The 18,129-nt window shown below is 43.7% G+C and carries 20 protein-coding genes; 5 read left to right on the forward strand and 15 right to left on the reverse strand.

The window, feature by feature from the left end; genetic code table 11:
• Window positions 1–20: 20 nt before the first annotated feature.
• The 5 genes from DPF91_RS07975 to DPF91_RS07995 all read right to left on the reverse strand — a co-directional run bounded on the left by DPF91_RS07975 (window position 21) and on the right by DPF91_RS07995 (window position 6,608).
• The gene (locus DPF91_RS07975) at window positions 21–503 is read right to left on the reverse strand and encodes a hypothetical protein (RefSeq protein ID WP_117233889.1); all 483 of its coding nucleotides are present in this window, start codon (window positions 501–503) and stop codon (window positions 21–23) included.
• Between the two features lie 101 nt (window positions 504–604).
• Window positions 605–2,581 carry an alkyl sulfatase dimerization domain-containing protein gene (locus DPF91_RS07980; protein WP_117233890.1) on the reverse strand — a complete coding sequence of 659 codons (1,977 nt, stop codon included), beginning with the start codon at window positions 2,579–2,581 and terminating at the stop codon, window positions 605–607.
• Window positions 2,582–2,770: 189 nt separating this feature from the next.
• On the reverse strand, window positions 2,771–3,754 hold the full coding sequence (locus DPF91_RS07985) for a DUF2860 domain-containing protein (RefSeq protein WP_117233891.1): 984 nt from the start codon (window positions 3,752–3,754) through the stop codon (window positions 2,771–2,773).
• 217 nt (window positions 3,755–3,971) lie between these two features.
• Entirely contained in the window at window positions 3,972–4,904 is a 933-nt protein-coding gene (locus tag DPF91_RS07990) for a transporter family protein (protein ID WP_117233892.1), read from the reverse strand.
• Between the two features lie 504 nt (window positions 4,905–5,408).
• The gene (locus tag DPF91_RS07995) at window positions 5,409–6,608 is read right to left on the reverse strand and encodes an OmpP1/FadL family transporter (protein WP_117233893.1); all 1,200 of its coding nucleotides are present in this window, start codon (window positions 6,606–6,608) and stop codon (window positions 5,409–5,411) included.
• A 195-nt stretch (window positions 6,609–6,803) separates the two neighbouring features.
• Between DPF91_RS07995 and DPF91_RS08000 the strand changes: the two genes are divergently transcribed.
• Window positions 6,804–7,733, forward strand: a complete 930-nt coding sequence (locus DPF91_RS08000; protein WP_117233894.1) for a LysR family transcriptional regulator — start codon at window positions 6,804–6,806, stop codon at window positions 7,731–7,733.
• Window positions 7,734–7,778: 45 nt separating this feature from the next.
• Here the strand turns inward: DPF91_RS08000 and DPF91_RS08005 are convergent, their stop codons facing one another.
• Window positions 7,779–8,633, reverse strand: coding sequence for a hypothetical protein (locus tag DPF91_RS08005; RefSeq protein ID WP_241033785.1), 855 nt, complete (start codon window positions 8,631–8,633; stop codon window positions 7,779–7,781).
• Window positions 8,634–8,916: 283 nt separating this feature from the next.
• Between DPF91_RS08005 and DPF91_RS08010 the strand changes: the two genes are divergently transcribed.
• Complete coding sequence (locus tag DPF91_RS08010) at window positions 8,917–9,306, forward strand: ATP-binding protein (RefSeq protein ID WP_117233895.1); 390 nt, start codon at window positions 8,917–8,919, stop codon at window positions 9,304–9,306.
• Here the strand turns inward: DPF91_RS08010 and DPF91_RS08015 are convergent.
• Window positions 9,272–9,931, reverse strand: coding sequence for a cupin domain-containing protein (locus DPF91_RS08015; protein WP_117233896.1), 660 nt, complete (start codon window positions 9,929–9,931; stop codon window positions 9,272–9,274). The genes DPF91_RS08010 and DPF91_RS08015 overlap by 35 nt on opposite strands.
• A gap of 281 nt (window positions 9,932–10,212) precedes the next feature.
• Between DPF91_RS08015 and DPF91_RS08020 the strand changes: the two genes are divergently transcribed.
• Both DPF91_RS08020 and DPF91_RS08025 read left to right on the forward strand, forming a co-directional pair.
• Window positions 10,213–10,401 carry a hypothetical protein gene (locus tag DPF91_RS08020; RefSeq protein WP_117233897.1) on the forward strand — a complete coding sequence of 63 codons (189 nt, stop codon included), beginning with the start codon at window positions 10,213–10,215 and terminating at the stop codon, window positions 10,399–10,401.
• Window positions 10,402–10,409: 8 nt separating this feature from the next.
• A complete protein-coding gene (locus DPF91_RS08025; protein WP_117233898.1) occupies window positions 10,410–11,624 on the forward strand; it encodes an MFS transporter in 1,215 nt (404 codons plus the stop codon).
• Between the two features lie 102 nt (window positions 11,625–11,726).
• Here DPF91_RS08025 and DPF91_RS08030 read toward each other — a convergent pair whose 3' ends face one another.
• Window positions 11,727–12,347, reverse strand: a complete 621-nt coding sequence (locus tag DPF91_RS08030; protein WP_117233899.1) for a LysE family translocator — start codon at window positions 12,345–12,347, stop codon at window positions 11,727–11,729.
• Window positions 12,348–12,563: 216 nt separating this feature from the next.
• On the opposite strand from DPF91_RS08030, the gene DPF91_RS22040 reads away from it, so the two are divergent.
• Window positions 12,564–12,731, forward strand: coding sequence for a hypothetical protein (locus tag DPF91_RS22040; RefSeq protein ID WP_164684084.1), 168 nt, complete (start codon window positions 12,564–12,566; stop codon window positions 12,729–12,731).
• 88 nt (window positions 12,732–12,819) lie between these two features.
• Here DPF91_RS22040 and DPF91_RS08035 read toward each other — a convergent pair whose 3' ends face one another.
• The 7 genes from DPF91_RS08035 to napF form a co-directional block, all read right to left on the reverse strand.
• A complete protein-coding gene (locus DPF91_RS08035) occupies window positions 12,820–13,062 on the reverse strand; it encodes a hypothetical protein (RefSeq protein ID WP_117233900.1) in 243 nt (80 codons plus the stop codon).
• A gap of 205 nt (window positions 13,063–13,267) precedes the next feature.
• Entirely contained in the window at window positions 13,268–13,405 is a 138-nt protein-coding gene (locus tag DPF91_RS08040) for a TIGR02808 family protein (RefSeq protein ID WP_117233901.1), read from the reverse strand.
• 15 nt (window positions 13,406–13,420) lie between these two features.
• On the reverse strand, window positions 13,421–13,996 hold the full coding sequence (locus DPF91_RS08045; RefSeq protein ID WP_117233902.1) for a NapC/NirT family cytochrome c: 576 nt from the start codon (window positions 13,994–13,996) through the stop codon (window positions 13,421–13,423).
• A gap of 17 nt (window positions 13,997–14,013) precedes the next feature.
• A complete protein-coding gene (locus DPF91_RS08050; RefSeq protein WP_117233903.1) occupies window positions 14,014–14,472 on the reverse strand; it encodes a nitrate reductase cytochrome c-type subunit in 459 nt (152 codons plus the stop codon).
• A gap of 71 nt (window positions 14,473–14,543) precedes the next feature.
• A complete protein-coding gene (napA, locus tag DPF91_RS08055; RefSeq protein ID WP_117233904.1) occupies window positions 14,544–17,033 on the reverse strand; it encodes a periplasmic nitrate reductase subunit alpha in 2,490 nt (829 codons plus the stop codon).
• Entirely contained in the window at window positions 17,030–17,329 is a 300-nt protein-coding gene (locus DPF91_RS08060) for a chaperone NapD (RefSeq protein ID WP_117233905.1), read from the reverse strand. The genes napA and DPF91_RS08060 overlap by 4 nt, the downstream gene beginning before the upstream one ends.
• Window positions 17,330–17,451: 122 nt before the next feature.
• Window positions 17,452–17,931 carry a ferredoxin-type protein NapF gene (gene napF / locus DPF91_RS08065; protein WP_117234211.1) on the reverse strand — a complete coding sequence of 160 codons (480 nt, stop codon included), beginning with the start codon at window positions 17,929–17,931 and terminating at the stop codon, window positions 17,452–17,454.
• Window positions 17,932–18,129: the final 198 nt, after the last annotated feature.

Genomic DNA, 18,129 nt, shown 5'->3' on the forward strand with positions numbered 1-18,129 from the left:
GAAATAAGTTATTGATAACGTTAGAATATGTCTGAAAACCATGCTTCAAGCTGTTCCACTTCTTTTGGCGCTCCATTAATCACGATTAACCCCGCATCATTTGCTTGTTGCCAAGTAACTCGTTTGGTCGACAGCGCGTCTAAAACATCCAATTCAGTGACCACTAACAGGTCCTCTTTCGTCGGTAGAGTTTTACGTCCAGTTACGTTAACCCCTTCTTCAAAGCTAACTTGGCTGTAATGACCCTTGATCGCTTCGAAAATACTAAACTCGACTTTATTGCTGTTCGGTTTTGCTAGAGCTGCCTTAAGTGCGAACAGACGGAAGTGATCGGGCTTGTTTAAGTTTCCAAGCATATCGATCTGACGAACAGCAACGACGTTCCCGAATACTTCCAGTGAGCCTGGCTCTGTCACTAGGTTGAAACCTGTGCTCTGGTGTAAACCACAAGCCATTGAAAGTGATGAGAATAACGTCAAAGAAAGAATAAAGCGTTTTAACATGATACGACCCAAAAGAGACTATGAATGTTAGGAGCAAAAAAGGGACCAAAATGGTCCCTTTTACTATCGTGTTATCTAATCCTGATAACGTCGAACGCGAATTAGCGAACGATTAGCATGATCTCTTCAGGAGTCATCGCTTTATCAAAGTAGCTCATGAACTGACCGAAGCCTTTGATGTCGCCGTTAGCAAACTTAAAGTCGCCAGATTGTAGGTTTTGACCAATCACTTGCTGAGCGTTAGGGCCCGCCATTAGGATTTGGTTCAATACTGCGCGAGTTGTATCGATTTGAACGTCTGCACCTTCAACCGCTACATCGTGAAGCTGAGCGATACCGTTACGGATTTCGATAGTGAACGCTTCGTTAGTATCAGAGAACTTGTATGTTAGCGCCATGTTCACGTTGATAGTGTTCTCAGCGATTAGCGTTGAAGTCATCATATCGAAGATTTGCTTGCTTGGTAGAGCCGTTAGTACGTCTACTGATGCGAAGCTGATCATGTTAGAGAAGTCACGCTTGTTCTCTAGCTCTGCTGCTGCGTTAAGCGCCCAGTTACGCCAATTGATGTTCACTTGGTCTGCCGCCCATGCTTTGTACGCATCCGCTTTCATTTGACGCGCTTCCATATCTTGCTTGTTTACCGTGATTGGGTAAGACAAGATTTCAGCTGCAAATGTGTAGTTTTCTGCTTTGATAGCTTCTTGAGCTGTCTTCAGAATGTTTTCACGACCGCCCATGATCTCTACGAATGCTTTCGCACGTTGCTCGTATGCCATTGGCTCTAGCTGCCATGGGTCCGCTTCGAAGAAACCGTTGTAACCAACGTAAATCTGACGAACTGCGTGTGCAACTGTACCGTAGTGCTCACCTAACCATGGGTGCTCAGCAAGGTGCTTAGGTAGTTTAACGACTTCAACTAGCTCGTCAGGAGTCATACCCTTGTTCATGTAACGGATTGTTTGGTCATGCGTGTATTGAATCGCATCACGGTAAGCCGTTAGAACGTTTGATACTGCTTCTTTACCTTCAACTGGACGACCGTGAGAGTTAATCATGATCTCAGTGTCGAACTTACGCATCACGTCGATACCTTTGAACCACATTGATGGGTCACGGAATTTAGTACCACGGATTGTGTGAAGGTTAGGGAAGTTTTCACCCTGAAGTACTTCAGCAGCGTGCAGGATTTTCTGCTCTGGGAAGTAAACTACTAGCTCATCTTTTGTTTCAGATGGTACGTTTTCGATGTGCATCTTAACGCCAGCGATTTCAATTTCGATGAAATCTTGGCTAGGAACAAGAACGTTAGGCTCGATGAATGAGATAGCGCCTTGCATGAAGCGTGGACCTAGACCATCGTTCACTGTGCCGTGTTCACCTTCTTCTACGTGCTTAGCACCAGTGTAAGAAGTACGGTGACCGAATAGAGTACCTAGGTTAGAAGACCAGTTAGCAACTGCAGCTGTTAGACCTTCTTCAGCGATGATTTTAACTTCGCCAGATGCTACTTCTTCGTCAGTAACCCATGCACGAACGCCTGAGATGTGGTCGATGTGGTTGTGAGAGTAGATGATTGCTTTTACTGGTTTGTCAGTGATTTTGCGGAACTGCTGCTTAACTACTTCTGCCATTTCAACAGACTCACCTGGGTCAACAACGATGATACCGTCGTCACCTTCAATCATTACAGGCGTATCAAGACCGAAACCGTAACCTAGGTAGATGTTGTCATCAACCTGGATGATCGCTTGGTCCATTTTACGACCATGCTTAGTTAGGATTGGGTGAACATGGTCCGACTCAGCTGTGTAAGCTAGAGATTCGCCAGTTTTAGAAAGAACTTTAATACGTTCGCCTTTACCCCAGAAAAGGTTTGATTCGTTTTCGAATAGCACTTCGCTTTTGTAGCGCTCATCCATTTTGATGTTTTGGTATTGAGCAGCGTTTGCTGTTTGTAGTTCTTGACCTACTTTAGAAGTAGCTTCAACAACTGGAGTAGCGGATGCAAAACCAGAAGCAAGTAGGGCACTTGCGATAGCAACTGGTAAAGCCATTTTCTTAAACGTATTAGCCATGATTACGACCTTAATTTGTTTGGGAACAAAGGAATAATTTATGCTGAGGATAGTAGTAGGGTTAATGCAGTGAATAAACGATGAATATCGATTTTGAACAATCGGTTTTACGATGTATTGAACTGCATACGACCGAGCCAAACGCTTGAGAAGGTTTGGCTTTTAGTTTGTGATGAAGTATCTGAAGGTTTAAAACTTGTAATCGAGACCAACGGTTGCGATGTATTGGTTTAAGTCGTAATAGTCGATGTTCGATTGAAGTGTTTTAGCACCAAGCAGTGAGATGAACGCCCAGTCTTTATAGCCAAGAACATCTTCATATTCATACGCGAGAAACGCTCCGAATTCTTTATCTTCACGAGTTTTGTTGAAAACTGGGTTTTCTGCGTCGTAGTCACGTGCCGTTGCACCTAGTGTTAATACAAAGCCATGACGATCGATCTTTTTCGCATAGCTAACTTCACCACCTAGGCTTTTGAATGCCAAAGCATCGCCTTCAGCGTCTGACGAAATAACGTTGATGGATGGAATGACGATGCCGTTTCCATCTTCAAGCACAAAACGGTAGTCCGACTTTAAGTAAAAGTAATCTCTTTCACGAACCATCAATTTCTGTTCTTCTGGATTCAAATCAAAAGCAGAGTGTTCATCATCGACTTCAGATTCGCCTGCCGCGATATCAAGTCCAAAGTTGCTACCAGCAATGTTGGAGAGCTTAAAGCGAACTACATTGCCGCTTAGGTCGGTTTCTTCTCTTGCTACGCCTTCAGCGTGTGGGTCAGCCCAAACTTCACCAGATATAATCGTAGGGAGTGTCGAGAAATCGGCGATCATGCCGCTTTCAAACTTATAACGATACCCAATTTCAAACACTAGTGAACCCGTTGCGATATCTTCACGAGAGGTACCAGCGTAAACCTGATGATTAAGATATTCACCAAATGTATACTTCACTGTACCCAAAATGCCAGCGATGCCTTTCGCCTCAGAGTCCGCCCCTGAGTTTAGGTCAGTTAGTATTGCATCTTGTTCAACACTTAAGTTGTTCGTATCAGAGCTGACACCGGCTAAAAAAGTGACGTTGCCGCTAAATCCACTTTCTGGTGCTAGACCTGCATAGCTTGGTAAAGAAAGAACTAATGTTGATAAGAGAATTGGTGAGAGTTTGTTCATTTTAAATGGCTCGTGAATTACTTATGTTGTTGTATTGATAAGCTAAATACTAAGTGAGCTGAATTTAAAGAACAATGTTCTAAATGGAAACGTACCTATCGATTATGCGATGATTTGCTGGTTTTATTTATTGATAATGTGATTAATATTGCGGGATGGATGTTAGTATGCCAGCTAGCAAGAAAGGCAAGAGACTAGCTGGCATATAGATAAGTGGTTACTTGAATGGATTCAAGGTAACTGGTGCTACAAACACCTTGAAATTCCAGTCTGGAGTATATGGTGTGTAGCCGGCAGTACCGAAACGATGGTCTGGATCAGCATCCGGCTTGATAGCGTAGTATTGTAGTTCTGCACCCCAACGTACAGGCATCGGTCCAATCTTAAACATACCAATGTAACCTAGGCCTACCGGTACTTTGAATCGGTCACTACCTTCACGCTCCCAGTCAATTTGAATGTTTGGTGTCATGCCTATGAGAGAAGTTGCATTCAGTTTGTAGTTTAAGAAGTACTGAATATCAGCCTGGTTGGTAGATTCAACAACTCTATCACCACCACCAACATCCCACCATTGTTGAGCGAGGAAACCGACGTTCCAACTTTCTATCGACGTAATGTCACCTTGTTCAGCACCCAAGCGTGCGACCATTGCCGCTGGCCCTACTTGCCATTTATCTTGAGTAAAACCATCTGAACCGGTTGGCATGATCACTGTTGGACCCACACCCCAAATCCAACCATCATCACGGTTAGGAGCGGCGAGAGATAAGAAAACAGTATCGCCCATACCGGTTGTGTGATCATCAAAGAAAAGCGCATCAGGAGTCATTACGCTAGAGTCGGCATCACCAGGGTTTGTGTAATGGTTGAGAACTAAACGGTTAACCAAGTTCCATTCACCATCCATGATTGGTACTGGCATAACAGGTTGGAAACTGAAACGGTTTTGTACTTCATGATCGCCGTCTTCCTTTTCAAGGAGTGTGAGATCATTCTGAGTAATTAACATCCATACGTCTGAAACGGGATTGGCCGATTTCTTTGCTGCTTCGGCAACAGAGATCTTTCCATCTTCTGCAAGAGCTGGAGAAGAACAAGCCAATACGACACTGCTAAGGGCAACTGCTAATAAATTCTTATTGTTCATAGATACAACCTAATGTTTGTTTTTATGCTGTTTGGTGAAGCAGGCTAATCAATCCTTTAGATATTCGAGCTTCAGTAAGCAATCCGTTGAGCGAAATATTAGGTGCTAAAATATCGCCAATCCATCCAATAAATTGAAGTTATATATCGATATTACGATAGGAGGGTTAATTCTATAAATGTTGGGCGTGAGCAATTATGAACTTAAGTAATTGATTCTATTTGGTATTTATTTGTCGAAAATAAGGCGAAGAATGAGTGGGAAAACACGTAGAAATTTACCTCTAAACACAGTGTCACGAATATTGAGACAATAAGCTGTTGTTTTGCATCAGGAAGGGCGTAATATAGCGCTCATCGGATAGTTGTTGTCGTGGAATGTGTGCAAACAGGCCTTGATGTTGTTTATGGTGTTATGAATAGCATGACAATAATGATTTGATATGGACAACGAAAAACGCTCAGCCAAGGCTGAGCGTTATTTCGAATCAATTGGGTTTAAGGTTTACTTAAACTTGAAGTTTGCTTGGAAGCCAACAAAGTGCGCAGAGTTGTCGTATGAGCCTTTTACGAGACCACCCTGATAGTTGATATCTGGTGAACCAAGGTCAATGTAGTCGTAGTAGCCTTTCAACTGCCACTGTTCATTGAGCTGATATGTGGTACCAAAGCCGATACGCTTAGTTTCGCCAACAGGGAGATCCATATATTGATTTTCCGGGTTATCTTGAGGTGAAGTTTCGTAGCTGATCCCCGTTTCTAAGCGCCATTGATCACTTAGTTGGTAATGTGTACCAATCGCGAAGTTCCAAACGTCATCAAAATCACGAACAACGATTGCAGGTAGATCTAAATCACCAACATCGAGAGTAAGGTCGGTCCATGTAGATAGGTCATACCAAATAACGCTCCACAGCATATCCCATTTTGGCGCAACGGTATGAACACCACTTACTTGAACATGCTGAGGCATGATGAAGTCGAGCCCTACATCTGTTTTTAGATCACTTGCTGTTTGCTCTAGATCACCTTCACCATAATGGCTGAGTTCAGAGCGGTAAATTACACCTAAGCGATGCTTTTCATTAATTTTGTAAAAAGCACTTAACGAGTAACCAACGGTCAAGTCGTTCGCGTCCGCAGATAAAAGTCCTGGTGAAAGATCTGAAAGTAGGTCGAGTTCGCCATTCGCTGTTAAGTATTCAATGTTGGCAGATACGCCTAAAGCCAGTTTTTCATTTACTTTGTAAGAGACCGATGGCATCAGTTGGACCGTCATAAACTCTACGTTTTCTAGTAGAAAACCACCACTGAAGTTATTACCGTAATCCACGCCAGAACCACCTTGAGAGGCTAATGCAATGCCTGCGTGGAACTGGTCATTGATAGGGGTTACGAAGTACATGCTTGCGACTGGTGCCCAGCCTCCAGCATCAATATTGTCATCTCCTGGTAGAGCAGAACCTTTGTCTGTGAAATCAACTGATGTACCAAGCGCTGCAACGTTAACTGTTAAGTTAGCTTCTTCAAGCTGAGACATACCGGCTGGGTTAGTCCACGCAGTCAGTGCGCTTCCAGCTAGTGCTGCAGAACCAGCGCCAGCGGTGCTTGCATTGACAGAGCCAAGTTCTGGTAGAAGGTGGGCAGCAGAAAAAGCGTTAGTGCTGAATGCAGCAACCGCGATAGCGAGCAGTTTCTTGTTCATCGAATAGACCTTTATTGTCATCGTCTCAAGGCTTTGAAGCCTTTACTAGAGAGTGGAAGTTGTAAATGTGTGCAATATGGGCACTTTATCTTTTCGAAATAGTGATAAAAACAAGCTAAATTGAATTTTTAATATCGGTTTTACGATGAATATGTGTTTTAATCATTAACGTCACAAATTCATTTAGGTGCGCTAATGAGAAATGAAATACCCAACTTTAACCTTCTCGCCGTTTTTGCCGCGGTAATGGAGCAGGGAAGTTTAAGTAAAGCGGCTGAGCATTTGAGTACGAACCAATCGACGATCAGTACTGCTCTAGCGCGTTTGAAAAAAGAGATTGGCCAGGAGTTATTTGTTCGTAGTGGGCGTGGCGTCGTGCCTACTGCCTATTCTCATAGCTTGTATGAGCAAATCCAGAACCCAATTCACGAGTTAAATGGTGTATTCCGTTCATTAGGTACGTTTGATCCTAAAACCACAGAACGTAAGTTTGTTATGACCGCCCCAGAGCACCTTCAATGGTTGCTACTTAATGAGTTCAATAAACGTCATCCAGAAGCATTAAGTCTTGAGGTCTATGACCAACCTGATAACGACGAAAAGATGTACGACGGGCTGTTAACGCAGCGTTACGACGTGATGATTGATATTGTTGTTCCTGACCATCCAAGTATACAGAGTACTCAATTGTTTGAAGGCGACTTTGTTGTCGTATGCCGTAATGATCACCCGAGAATTCAAGGTGGGATCACGGAAGAGCAATATATGAAGGAAACACACGCAGTTTTGGAACGTACGCGTAAGCAGTCTCTTAGCTTGGGGCATTATGCGTCGATAGACCTATCACAACGTAAAGTTGCGTATCATGGCCGCTCGCTTTTCAGTAACTTACTGTTATGCAGTCAAACGGATTTCTTAGCTGTTGTACCACTTTCTATGGCTTTGCAGTTCCAAGAGAAATTGCAGATACAAATCTTTAAGCCGCCATTCGCACATAAACGTATGTCAAATCATCTTATTTGGCTCAAGAAGATGAATAACGATCCCGGCCATACATGGTTGAGAAATGAGTTAATAGAAGGGGGCAAGCAAGTCGTCGCCTCAATGAACGAGCAGTGGAAATAATAATGGGAGGCGATATCGCCTCCCATCTTTTGATTCTAGTTCAATTTAGAACTGGTAGTTGAACTCGATACGGTGATCGCCATCGACGTAGTCAACATGTTCGTTCCAGTTAGCAAAGTAACGAACATTTAGACGAGGGTTGATTTGGTAAGACATTGCCGCCTCGTGAAGAAGGATATCGCCTTTACCAGCAAAGCCATAGTCTACGTATTTGTCTGAACCACCAATGGTGCTCATCCAGATAGGGTTGTAGTTGAACCAAAGCTTGTCGGTTGCTTTGATTACCGAGTACATACCAACCGCGCCGAATACGCCAGGAACAGAGATACCATCGCGAACATCCGACTCTCCAGTTTGTAATTCTTCTGGTGTTGCGTATTGGTAGTTATTAGCGATCGATACACCAAGGCCTGCTAGTGGGAATAGTTGTACTGGTCCAAACTTAGGTAGTGCTTGAATGAAATTGTAAGAACCTGAACCTGAATCAGTGTCAAAGTTGTAATCGAGATCGATCATACGACCACGGCCATTGTCGAAGCTTACTTGGAAATCACGGTATCGAATACTATCGATACTGTTATCGCGACCGTTGTTACCACTCCAGCCTACAGCTTCACCACCAATACCTTTAATTTCAACTAATTGCATACCAGCAGTGTTTTCTTTGCCAGTCGCATAAGTTGCGCCATATTTGATGTTGATGCCTTTGTCAGAGAAACCAAAACCTGCTTGAGTAAAGATTGCAAGAGGGTCTGACATGTCCTGAAGCTCTTCTTCCGTTTGAGCTGCTGTATCTACAGCGGTTGTATTTGCTTCTTCCTCGGCAAATGTGGGTGATGAGAGCGTAGCTGCAATGATTGCTGCATACATACCAGTGCGGATAGGATTTATAGTTAGCATAGGACCACCAAATAAGTGTTTGTTTCGATTTATATATGGACGAGCAAATGCTACTAATGCGTAACCCTATTAAAAACAGCATACCAAGATATCCTAATATCGTAATTACGATACATGTGCGCCTTAAGGTTCGATATTGTGATGCTTTGATGTCGAGAATACGATGAGTCAAATGGAATGCGCTTTTGCTATGAGCGAAGAGAATTAAGCTGAGAGTAGTTGATTATTAAGTGGCTAGCTTAGCGTATAATCCGCCTGTATTTACATTTGGGTTGTTAGTTAGATGGGTAAGTTGATATTGATTCGGGGGTTGCCAGGTAGTGGCAAGAGTACGTTGGCGCAGAAGTTTGTGAAAAACGATGGGTTCACCCATCTTGAAGCAGATATGTACTTTGTGAACAAAAATGGTGAGTACTGTTTTGACCCTCAATTACTTTCTGCGGCTCACGATTGGTGTCAGAAGCAAACGGTACGAGCGCTTCGCAACAAGCAAGATGTGGTGGTTAGCAACACCTTTGTGCAACGTTGGGAAATTAAGCCTTATGCGAAGCTTGCCAAGCAATTCAAAGTGACACTTGAGGTGATGGAGTGCCAAGGTGCTTATGGTTCAATCCACGATGTACCTGAGGAAACCATTGCTAAGATGAAACGACGCTGGCAAATCTGGGAATAGGGCGGGTTCTTACGATTAGCTTCGCATCCGATCCTGCGACTAATTTATGCTCAGCAAGTAGTGTACTCCTGAACCACAGTCCATTTGGATATGCGTTACCATCAACCGATATCTCTCCATCAAACAACAGAAGTTCTTCAATGCCTTGTGATTCCATTGGAAGAATCACCTCATCACCTATCGTTAAACTAACTAACCATACGGTTTCGTCGCTGTGGTTATGAAGTAGAGTCCAACCTGGTTCAATGGCGTTAATCTCAACTGCTCTGTTGATCGTTGTCGTATCTTCAATGGAGAACTGATTGAGTTTGACGAATATCTCACACCCTTCGTGACTAAAAGGAGAATGACGACTGTTGGGTGGGTTTCTTAGATAACTGCCTGCAGGGTAATCACCGTGCTCGTCACTGAATACGCCTGAAAGCACCAGTATTTCCTCACCCATCGGATGACGGTGCTCTGAAAAACGAGACCCTGGCTCATACTTAACAATACTTGTGGTATATCCGTGCTCTTTACCTTCTCGTTCTAAAGGCTTTCTCATGACACCTGCTAATGGGCTTGGGAGCCAGTTCATTGCCTGTGTATCTATTAGTAATTCTTTGGAAAAATCGAGATTAAGCATGGGAAAGCATCCTTTTAGTATCCATGATTAAGTGTTGCTCTAAAAGAGTTTGAGATCAACAGGCTAGGGCACGCATAAAAAAGTAAAAACCTAATATATAAGAAATCTATTCATGTGATGCATATCACATTGTATTTCAATTGCTTAGGTAATCTATGCGTTTGATGCATAGTATTGTTCACTAAATGACACTTGTCTCTCTTCATTCTGCTCTCTAAACTTCGCGCTTTCTAGAAACGAACCAAGTTTTCCGAAACAAACCTAGTTGAGAGAACCCTTTTATGTTTTCACAATCTCTATTCGCTCAACTCATGAGAATGGCGCTGTTACTGACGCTATCGCTCGTTGCTGTGCATAATTCACCTTCTTTATTGAAGTTGTTAGCCGAACAAGCCATCGACAGTGGTTGTCACCAAACCATGGAAGAGCATTCCATGCATTCTCATCATAAACATCACCATCATCATTAAGGCGAACTATGAGCATTTTTCGATTTCCACCTATTGTTTGGATTGGTATTTCAATCCTCATCATGTGTTTAGGTGTACGTCAGTCTTTCGGCATTTTTATGATGCCTATCTCTGAGCACTTCCAAACGGGTCGCGAGTTTTTCAGTTTTGCGATTGCTTTACAAAACCTACTATTTGGTGCATTCCAGCCATTTGTTGGAATGGCGGCGGATAAGTGGGGCGCGAAGCGTATTATTATCCTTGGCTCTATCGCCTATGGCCTCGGCTTGTACCTAACCTCAATTGCTGTCGAGCCGAGCATGCTGTACTTATCTCTAGGAGCGCTTGTTGGTCTTGGTTTGAGTTGTACGAGCTACGTTATCGTGCTTGGTGCTGTCGCTAAGGTAGTGCCTGCAGAACACGCAGCAAAAGCGTTTGGTTTAACTACCGCAGCAGGTTCATTTGGTATGTTTGCCATGATCCCTGGTGCACAAATGCTCTTGGCTGATTTTGGTTGGCAGTCTGCGCTACAAGTGTTTGCGATTCTATGTTGCTTGATGATTGTCTTTGCTCTGTTTATGAAAACAGCGAAGGCTAACACTTCTCAAGTTAATCAAGTGGCAGAGCAAGAGCAAACGTTGAAACAAGCGCTAAAAGAAGCGTTCTCTCACAAAGGTTATTGGTTGATCCATGCTGGTTTCTTTGTGTGTGGCTTCCACGTAATGTTCATTGCGACACACCTACCAAGTTACTTAGCGGATAAGAACTTGCCAGCGTCAAGTGCGGCTATGGCGCTTGCGTACGTTGGTATCTTCAATATCTTCGGCTCGTACTTCTGGGGTGTTATGGGTGACCGTTTTAACAAGCGTCATGTGATGTCTGCGCTTTATCTCATTCGTACAATCGTGATTGCTGGCTTCGTTATGTTGCCAATCACTGAGCATACAGCAGCGTTGTTTGGTGGTGCGATTGGTTTCGTATGGTTAGGTACTGTGCCACTGACCTCTGGCCTTGTTCGACAGATCTTCGGCGCTAAGTATCTATCAACGTTATATGGCTTAGTATTCTTTACTCACCAAGTAGGCAGCTTCTTAGGTGCATGGGCGGGCGGTCGTATTTACGATTACTATGGCTCTTATGAACCGATTTGGTGGTCAACCGTCGTATTAGCGTTTGCTGCTTCTTTGATTCACTTACCGATTAACGACAAGCCAGTTGCGCGTTTGCAACAACAGCCTGCTTAATGGCTGAGATGTGTACTGGTAATACTTTGTTCGTAGACAAAGGTGCCGTTAAGCTCTAATTGAAAGATTCAAAAGGTCAGCAATGTTGCTGACCTTTCTCATTTAAGACATTAATAACCAAACCGCTACACCTAGCATTAAAGTACCAGCGATCTTATTCATTCTTTGCACGTTGCCTGCTTGTCCCAATAGTTTTTTAAGACCTTTACCACCTGTAGCATAAAGCGTCATACAGACGAACTCAGAGATCAGAATGATGGAAATCAATACGATCAGTTGTGGAGGCAAGGATCTAGATTGGTCAATAAAAGGTGGAAGAAGCGAAATCATAAACGCCCAGCCTTTGGGGTTTGCGATGGCTGTTATAAATCCTTGTGCGATTAGGTTCCAGTTACTTCCTGCATCTTGTATCTCATTGTCAGCAGATAGTGCCAATTTGCCTTTAGAACGCCACATCTGAATGCCAATATAGGCTAGATAGCTTGCTCCTAGACCTTTGAACACGACAAACAGAGTAGGGTAGTTGAGCATAACCGCAGCGATACCGATAACGGATGCAATAGAGACTAACGCAACACCTATAAGCTCACCCAGCATCATCCATAATGTACGACGGTAACCGACGCTCATGCCTAGGCTAAGCGCAAGTGTCATACACATACCTGGAGTGATAGAAACGAAAAAGAAAGTGGGGATAAAGACTGACAGAAGCGCAAAATTCACAAAGGCCTACTTAAGCGGTGTAATTCTAGTTAGGTATAAAAGTCTACGCGAATGCGTGGTCTGCTGCTAGCAATAAGATAACCCAGATCTATTCGTTGTTTTAATCAAACCGCACATTAGCTTTTATGGAACAATTGTTTATGTATACAAAACATACAGTACGCTATGGTATTAAAATTGCATAAAGTTAATCAGAGATTTGCTTGAGGAAGTGTTATGTCAGCAATACCGATGGAGCAGCTCGAAGATCGCTATGTCATTATGTACTTTGATGGCAAAGCGATTGTCCCTTTTGAAGTTTATGCAAACAGCCGAGAAGAGGCAATTTCACTCTTTAAGGCAGAAGGGCACCTCGCACTAGATATCTATTCGATTAATCCATAGCGGGCGTAGTAGAGCGGCAACATAGCGCCTATAAACAAAAACGGCAACCCTTAGGGTTGCCGCTTTTGTTTTCCATGACATCTCAGTATCAGTGCAGAATCAATTGGGAAACTTGTGGTTGAGAAGTTTCTTGAGTGATCTTGAATGAGACTGAATGTGAATGGTATGCCTCACCATCATTCCAGATAGTTTCGCCAAAGATTTTACAAAGTTGCAGCTCACTAACTGAACCGAACTTTTCTACGTGTTGCAGAACAGAAGATAACTTGTTTCGGATATCTTCTGAACAATGTGAAACGCTTAAGCCTTTGAAAACCATTTCTTTATGCATAATTACTAGCCAATATATTTTATGTTTTTAAGTAATATGAAAACTTATGATATCAGTGTTTAACCAGTATTGGAATAAAAACGTGATGTGAGTCGCACAAATATTGGTGAAAAGTATAAAGAGTGTACTACTCATTTAGAGGTAATAAAAAAGCCACTCAAAAGAGTGGCTTAGGATAGTTTGCAAACCTGGATTAACTCATTGGTTAGTCGATGTTTTTATCTTTGCCTAGAGATAGCAACCATAGCGAAACTGCAGCTACAGTGGCGAAACCAGACAGGATGATAAAGGGCATAGCACTGTAACCAAGGATATGCCAAATGATGCTTTCTAATTGACTCATTCTACAGCTCCTCTGTTACCAACCTTCAACACCGTGCATGTCAGGTAGCTTATGGGCAATACCTTTATGACAATCTACACAAGTTTTTTCACCAGATGCTAGTGCGGTTGAGTGTTGCTTAGCACTACGCGAACTTTGTTCTGAGAAATCCATGAATTCGAACTCATGACAGTTACGACACTCAAGAGAGTCGTTCTTTTTCAATCGAGCCCACTCACGCTCAGCCAAGTGGTGGCGGCGCTCACGGAATTTTTCAGGAGTATCGATAGTCTTGGTCACAAAGTGCGCCCAAAGCTCTTTTGAAGCCTGAACCTTACGAACAATTTTGTCTGTCCATTCATGTGGAACGTGACAGTCAGAACAGATAGCACGTACACCAGAGCGGTTAGAGTAGTGAATAGTCTCTTGAATTTCCGCTACGATAGGAGCGTGACAGCCAGAACAGAACTCTTCTGTGTTGGTCGCTTCCATACCGGTGTTGAACGCGCCCCAGAAAAGCAGACCACCAGCAAAGCCCATAAACAACAGGATACCTGCTGCTGCTTTACTTGGCGTAGACAGCCTTTTCCAAAACGTTTTAAGTAATTTCATATGTCGCCTCTTATCGATTAACGCTTAAGTGAGTCAACAGCTTCAAAGTTGTTTTCGATTAGCGGTTGTGCATCAGCTTGAGGAACGTGACATTGTAGACAGAAGTAACGACGAGGTGACATATCTGCTAGTACAGCATCTTCACGGTTGATGTAGTGCGTTACACTGATCTTAGTCGCGCCCATATCTTTTGCGTTTTTCCAGCTGTGACAAGCAAGACATTTGTTCGCATTCAAAGATACTTCATAACTACGAATGCTATGAGGGATCAACGGTGGTTGGTAAACGTAGCTGTCTTGAACAGTTTGTTCACGAGGGTATTTCTTAAATGAATCAGCAGGACGAGTATCTTCGAGTTGGCTTCCACCACGAAGTGACTCAACGCCGCCAATACCGCCTGGGTTGTCTAGTTCAGCTTGTGCTGCACCAGCAATCAGCGCACCTACAGACATCAGTGCAATTAGGAATTTTTTCATTCTACATTCTCCGCCAAAAAGGCTTAAATTCTCAATGTAGGCTGCCGTTACCGGCAGCCCAAACACTCTGCTTATGCGATCTTAGTGATCTTAACAGGACACTTCTTAAAGTCCGTCTGCTTAGAAAGCGGATCGGTAGCATCTAGAATCAGTTTGTTGATCAGGATGCGAGCATCAAAGAACGGTACGAATACCAAGCCTTGAGGTGGGCGGTTACGGCCACGAGTTTCAACACGAACACGAACTTCACCACGTTTGTTAGAGATAAGAACCTCTTCACCGCGACGTACATTTTTCGCTTTCGCATCTTCTGGGTGCATGTAAACAACAGCATCAGGAACCGCTTTGTAGAGCTCAGGAACACGACGTGTCATTGTACCTGTGTGCCAGTGCTCAAGAACACGGCCTGTACATAGCCACATGTCGAATTCTGAATCAGGCACTTCTGGTGGCGCTTCGTAAGGAGCAGAGATGATCAATGCTTTACCATCTGGTTTACCGTAGAAGTCCCAACCTGAACCTGCTTTCGCATATGGATCTGAGCCTTCTTTGTAACGCCATAGTGTCTCTTTGCCATCAACAACAGGCCAACGTAGGCCACGTACTGTGTGGTAAACATCGTATGGTGCAAGATCGTGACCGTGGTCGCGACCGAACGCAGCGTATTCTTCGAACAGACCTTTCTGAATGTAGAAACCCGCTGCTTTTGCATCATCGTTAAGCTCACGAGCTTCTTCTAGAGGGAATTTGTTCACTTGACCATTTTCGAAAAGCATTTCGTACATGGTCTTGCCGCGCCATTGTGGCGCTGCCGCTAGCTGTTCTTCAGTCCAAACTTCTTCCATCTTGAAGCGCTTGGAGAACTCCATGATTTGCCATAGGTCAGACTTCGCTTCACCTACCGTTTCAACTTGTTGGTACCATGCTTGAGTACGACGCTCAGCGTTACCGTAAGCACCTTCTTTCTCAATCCACATTGCTGTCGGAAGGATAAGGTCGGCTGCTTGCGCTGTTGCAGTTGGGTATGGGTCTGAACATACAACAAAGTTGTCTGGGTTACGGTAACCTGGTAGACGCTCTTGGTTGATGTTTGGACCAGCTTGCATGTTGTTGTTACACATTACCCAGTAAGCATTCAGCTTACTGTCTTTTAACATGCGGTCTTGAAGAACAGCGTGGTAACCTGGTTTTGGTGGGATAACACCATCAGGGATGTTCCAGATGCCTTCTGCGATCTTACGGTGTTTAGGGTTCATTACCACCATGTCTGCAGGTAGACGGTGAGCAAATGTACCTACCTCACGAGCCGTACCACACGCTGAAGGTTGACCAGTTAGCGAGAATGGGCTGTTACCCGGAGTCGCAATCTTACCCGTTAATAGGTGGATGTTGTAAACAAGGCTGTTCATCCATACACCACGAGTATGTTGGTTCATACCCATAGTCCATAGAGACATTACTTTCGTATCTGGATCTGCGTATTGCTTAGCAAGCTCAATCAGTTTCTCTGGTTCAACACCAGAAAGTTCAGATGCTTTCTCTACTGTGTAAGGTGCAACAGATGCCTTGTACTCTTCGAAGTTGATTGACGTCATATCGCCAGAGTTCGGGTTTGCTGCTGCTTTTTGTAGTGGATCATCGTCACGTAGACCGTAACCGATATCAGTTGTTGCTTGCTTGAAGTTCGTATGCTTGTTAACGAAGTCCCAGTTCACTGCATCGTTTTCAATGATGTAGTTTGCGATGAAGTTAGCGATCGCAAGGTCAGACTGAGGTTCGAAGATGTAGCCTTGGTCAGCAAGTTCAAATGAACGATGGTAGTATGTAGACAGTACGTTTACTTTAACGTGTGGGTGGCTTAGACGACGGTCAGTAATACGAGTCCAAAGAACTGGGTGCATTTCTGCCATGTTTGAACCCCAAAGAACGAAAGAGTCTGCGTTCTCGAAGTCATCGTAACAACCCATTGGTTCATCGATACCAAATGTACGCATAAAGCCAACTACAGCAGAAGCCATACAGTGACGTGCGTTAGGGTCAATGTTGTTTGAACGTAGGCCGGCTTTCATCATTTTCGCAGCAGCATAACCTTCCATTACAGTCCATTGGCCCGAGCCAAACATACCGACAGAAGTTGGACCTTTGTCCTTAAGCGCTGTTTTCCACTTATCTGCCATCGTATCGAAAGCAACGTCCCAAGAAACAGGAGTAAACTCGCCGTCTTTATGGTACTTGCCATCTTTCATACGAAGAAGCGGTGTTTCAAGACGGTCTTTACCGTACATGATCTTAGACAGGAAGTAGCCTTTAATACAGTTAAGGCCTTTGTTTACTGGTGCTTCAGGGTCACCTTGAGTCGCAACCACTTTACCGTTTTGAGTACCTACTAGTACTGAACAGCCTGTACCACAAAAACGACAAGGCGCCTTGTCCCACGTGATTTTAGTTTGGTCTGAGCTCGCAATCAGGTTAGCTGCTGAAGCCGGGAGTGTTACCCCTGCTACCGCCGCCGCTGATGCAGCCGCGTTTGCTTTCACAAACGCACGTCTTGTCATTTTCATACTTCACCCTCAAGTTGAGAATTGTTGGTTCCAGTGTCTTCGTCATCTAAATCCGTTTCGATTTGGTGAAAAACCAAAGCCGTATTCAGTACATTCGGAATGTTATTAATCGCGTCAATCGTGTCTGTTACAAAACCTTGGTTTTCTGTTTCAAGCACAACGATGATCTTGCCTTCTGGGCTATCACCGTAGATCTCTGCGTTGTCATACGTTTCGATTTGCGCTTTCACTTCCGCCATGTGCTCTGGTGTTACATGCACGACTAAACTTGAAATATGCACTTCATTTAGTGCCATACGATACTCTCGTTATTATGTTTAATTTGTTTTTGTATGCGGACCGTATTCATATTCTTGCTAGATTTCTCTACAGATACTATATAGCCCAAAAGCGACATATTAGCCTTGCTAATTGTCGCTTAAACATTGCTTACTTGGATTGCATTGGTTGGACAAGGCGCCACGCAAGCACCGCATCCTGTGCAATCATCCAACTCAATTTTGGGCAGGGCACTGCTGCCTACCCGAAGTTGAAACTTTATCGCCATGGTGTCACACATATCACCACAGCTACGACATTCGACGTTATTCTTGGCTAAGCAAGCATCGGTAATGTTTGCTTTTGCTGACCAAGGTGCTGCATCTTGAGGAAGAAAGAGTGCCTCAGGGCACGCTTCTGCACACTGATAACAAAACGTACATTCGTTTTTAGAGAAGTCGACGGTTGGAAAGCCACCGTCACCATTTTTAATAATTTGAGTCTCACACGCTTCGATACACTTCTGACATCGAGTGCACCCGTCGATGAACTCTTGCGTGCCTTTTAGCCAAGGCAGCCTAAGTGCGGATTCATCAACTTTTTTTCTCGAAAATAGACGGCGTTTAGATACATCAAGCATGGTCATCACTTCTCATAGGTTCTTAATTGATACAACTTTTAAACTTTATTCATATTCTGCAATGAACCTATACGCAAATTGTAGTTTTTGACATTTTTGGTTAAATACCCCCAACGGGGTAATTGGGGTGTGAAATTGTTTTGGATCAATAAATTAAGCTATCGAAGTTCACACTTTGTTGCTCAATTGTGTTCAAAT

It is taken from the genome of Vibrio maerlii, assembly GCF_003415655.1.
Classification (GTDB): Bacteria; Pseudomonadota; Gammaproteobacteria; order Enterobacterales; family Vibrionaceae; genus Vibrio; species Vibrio maerlii.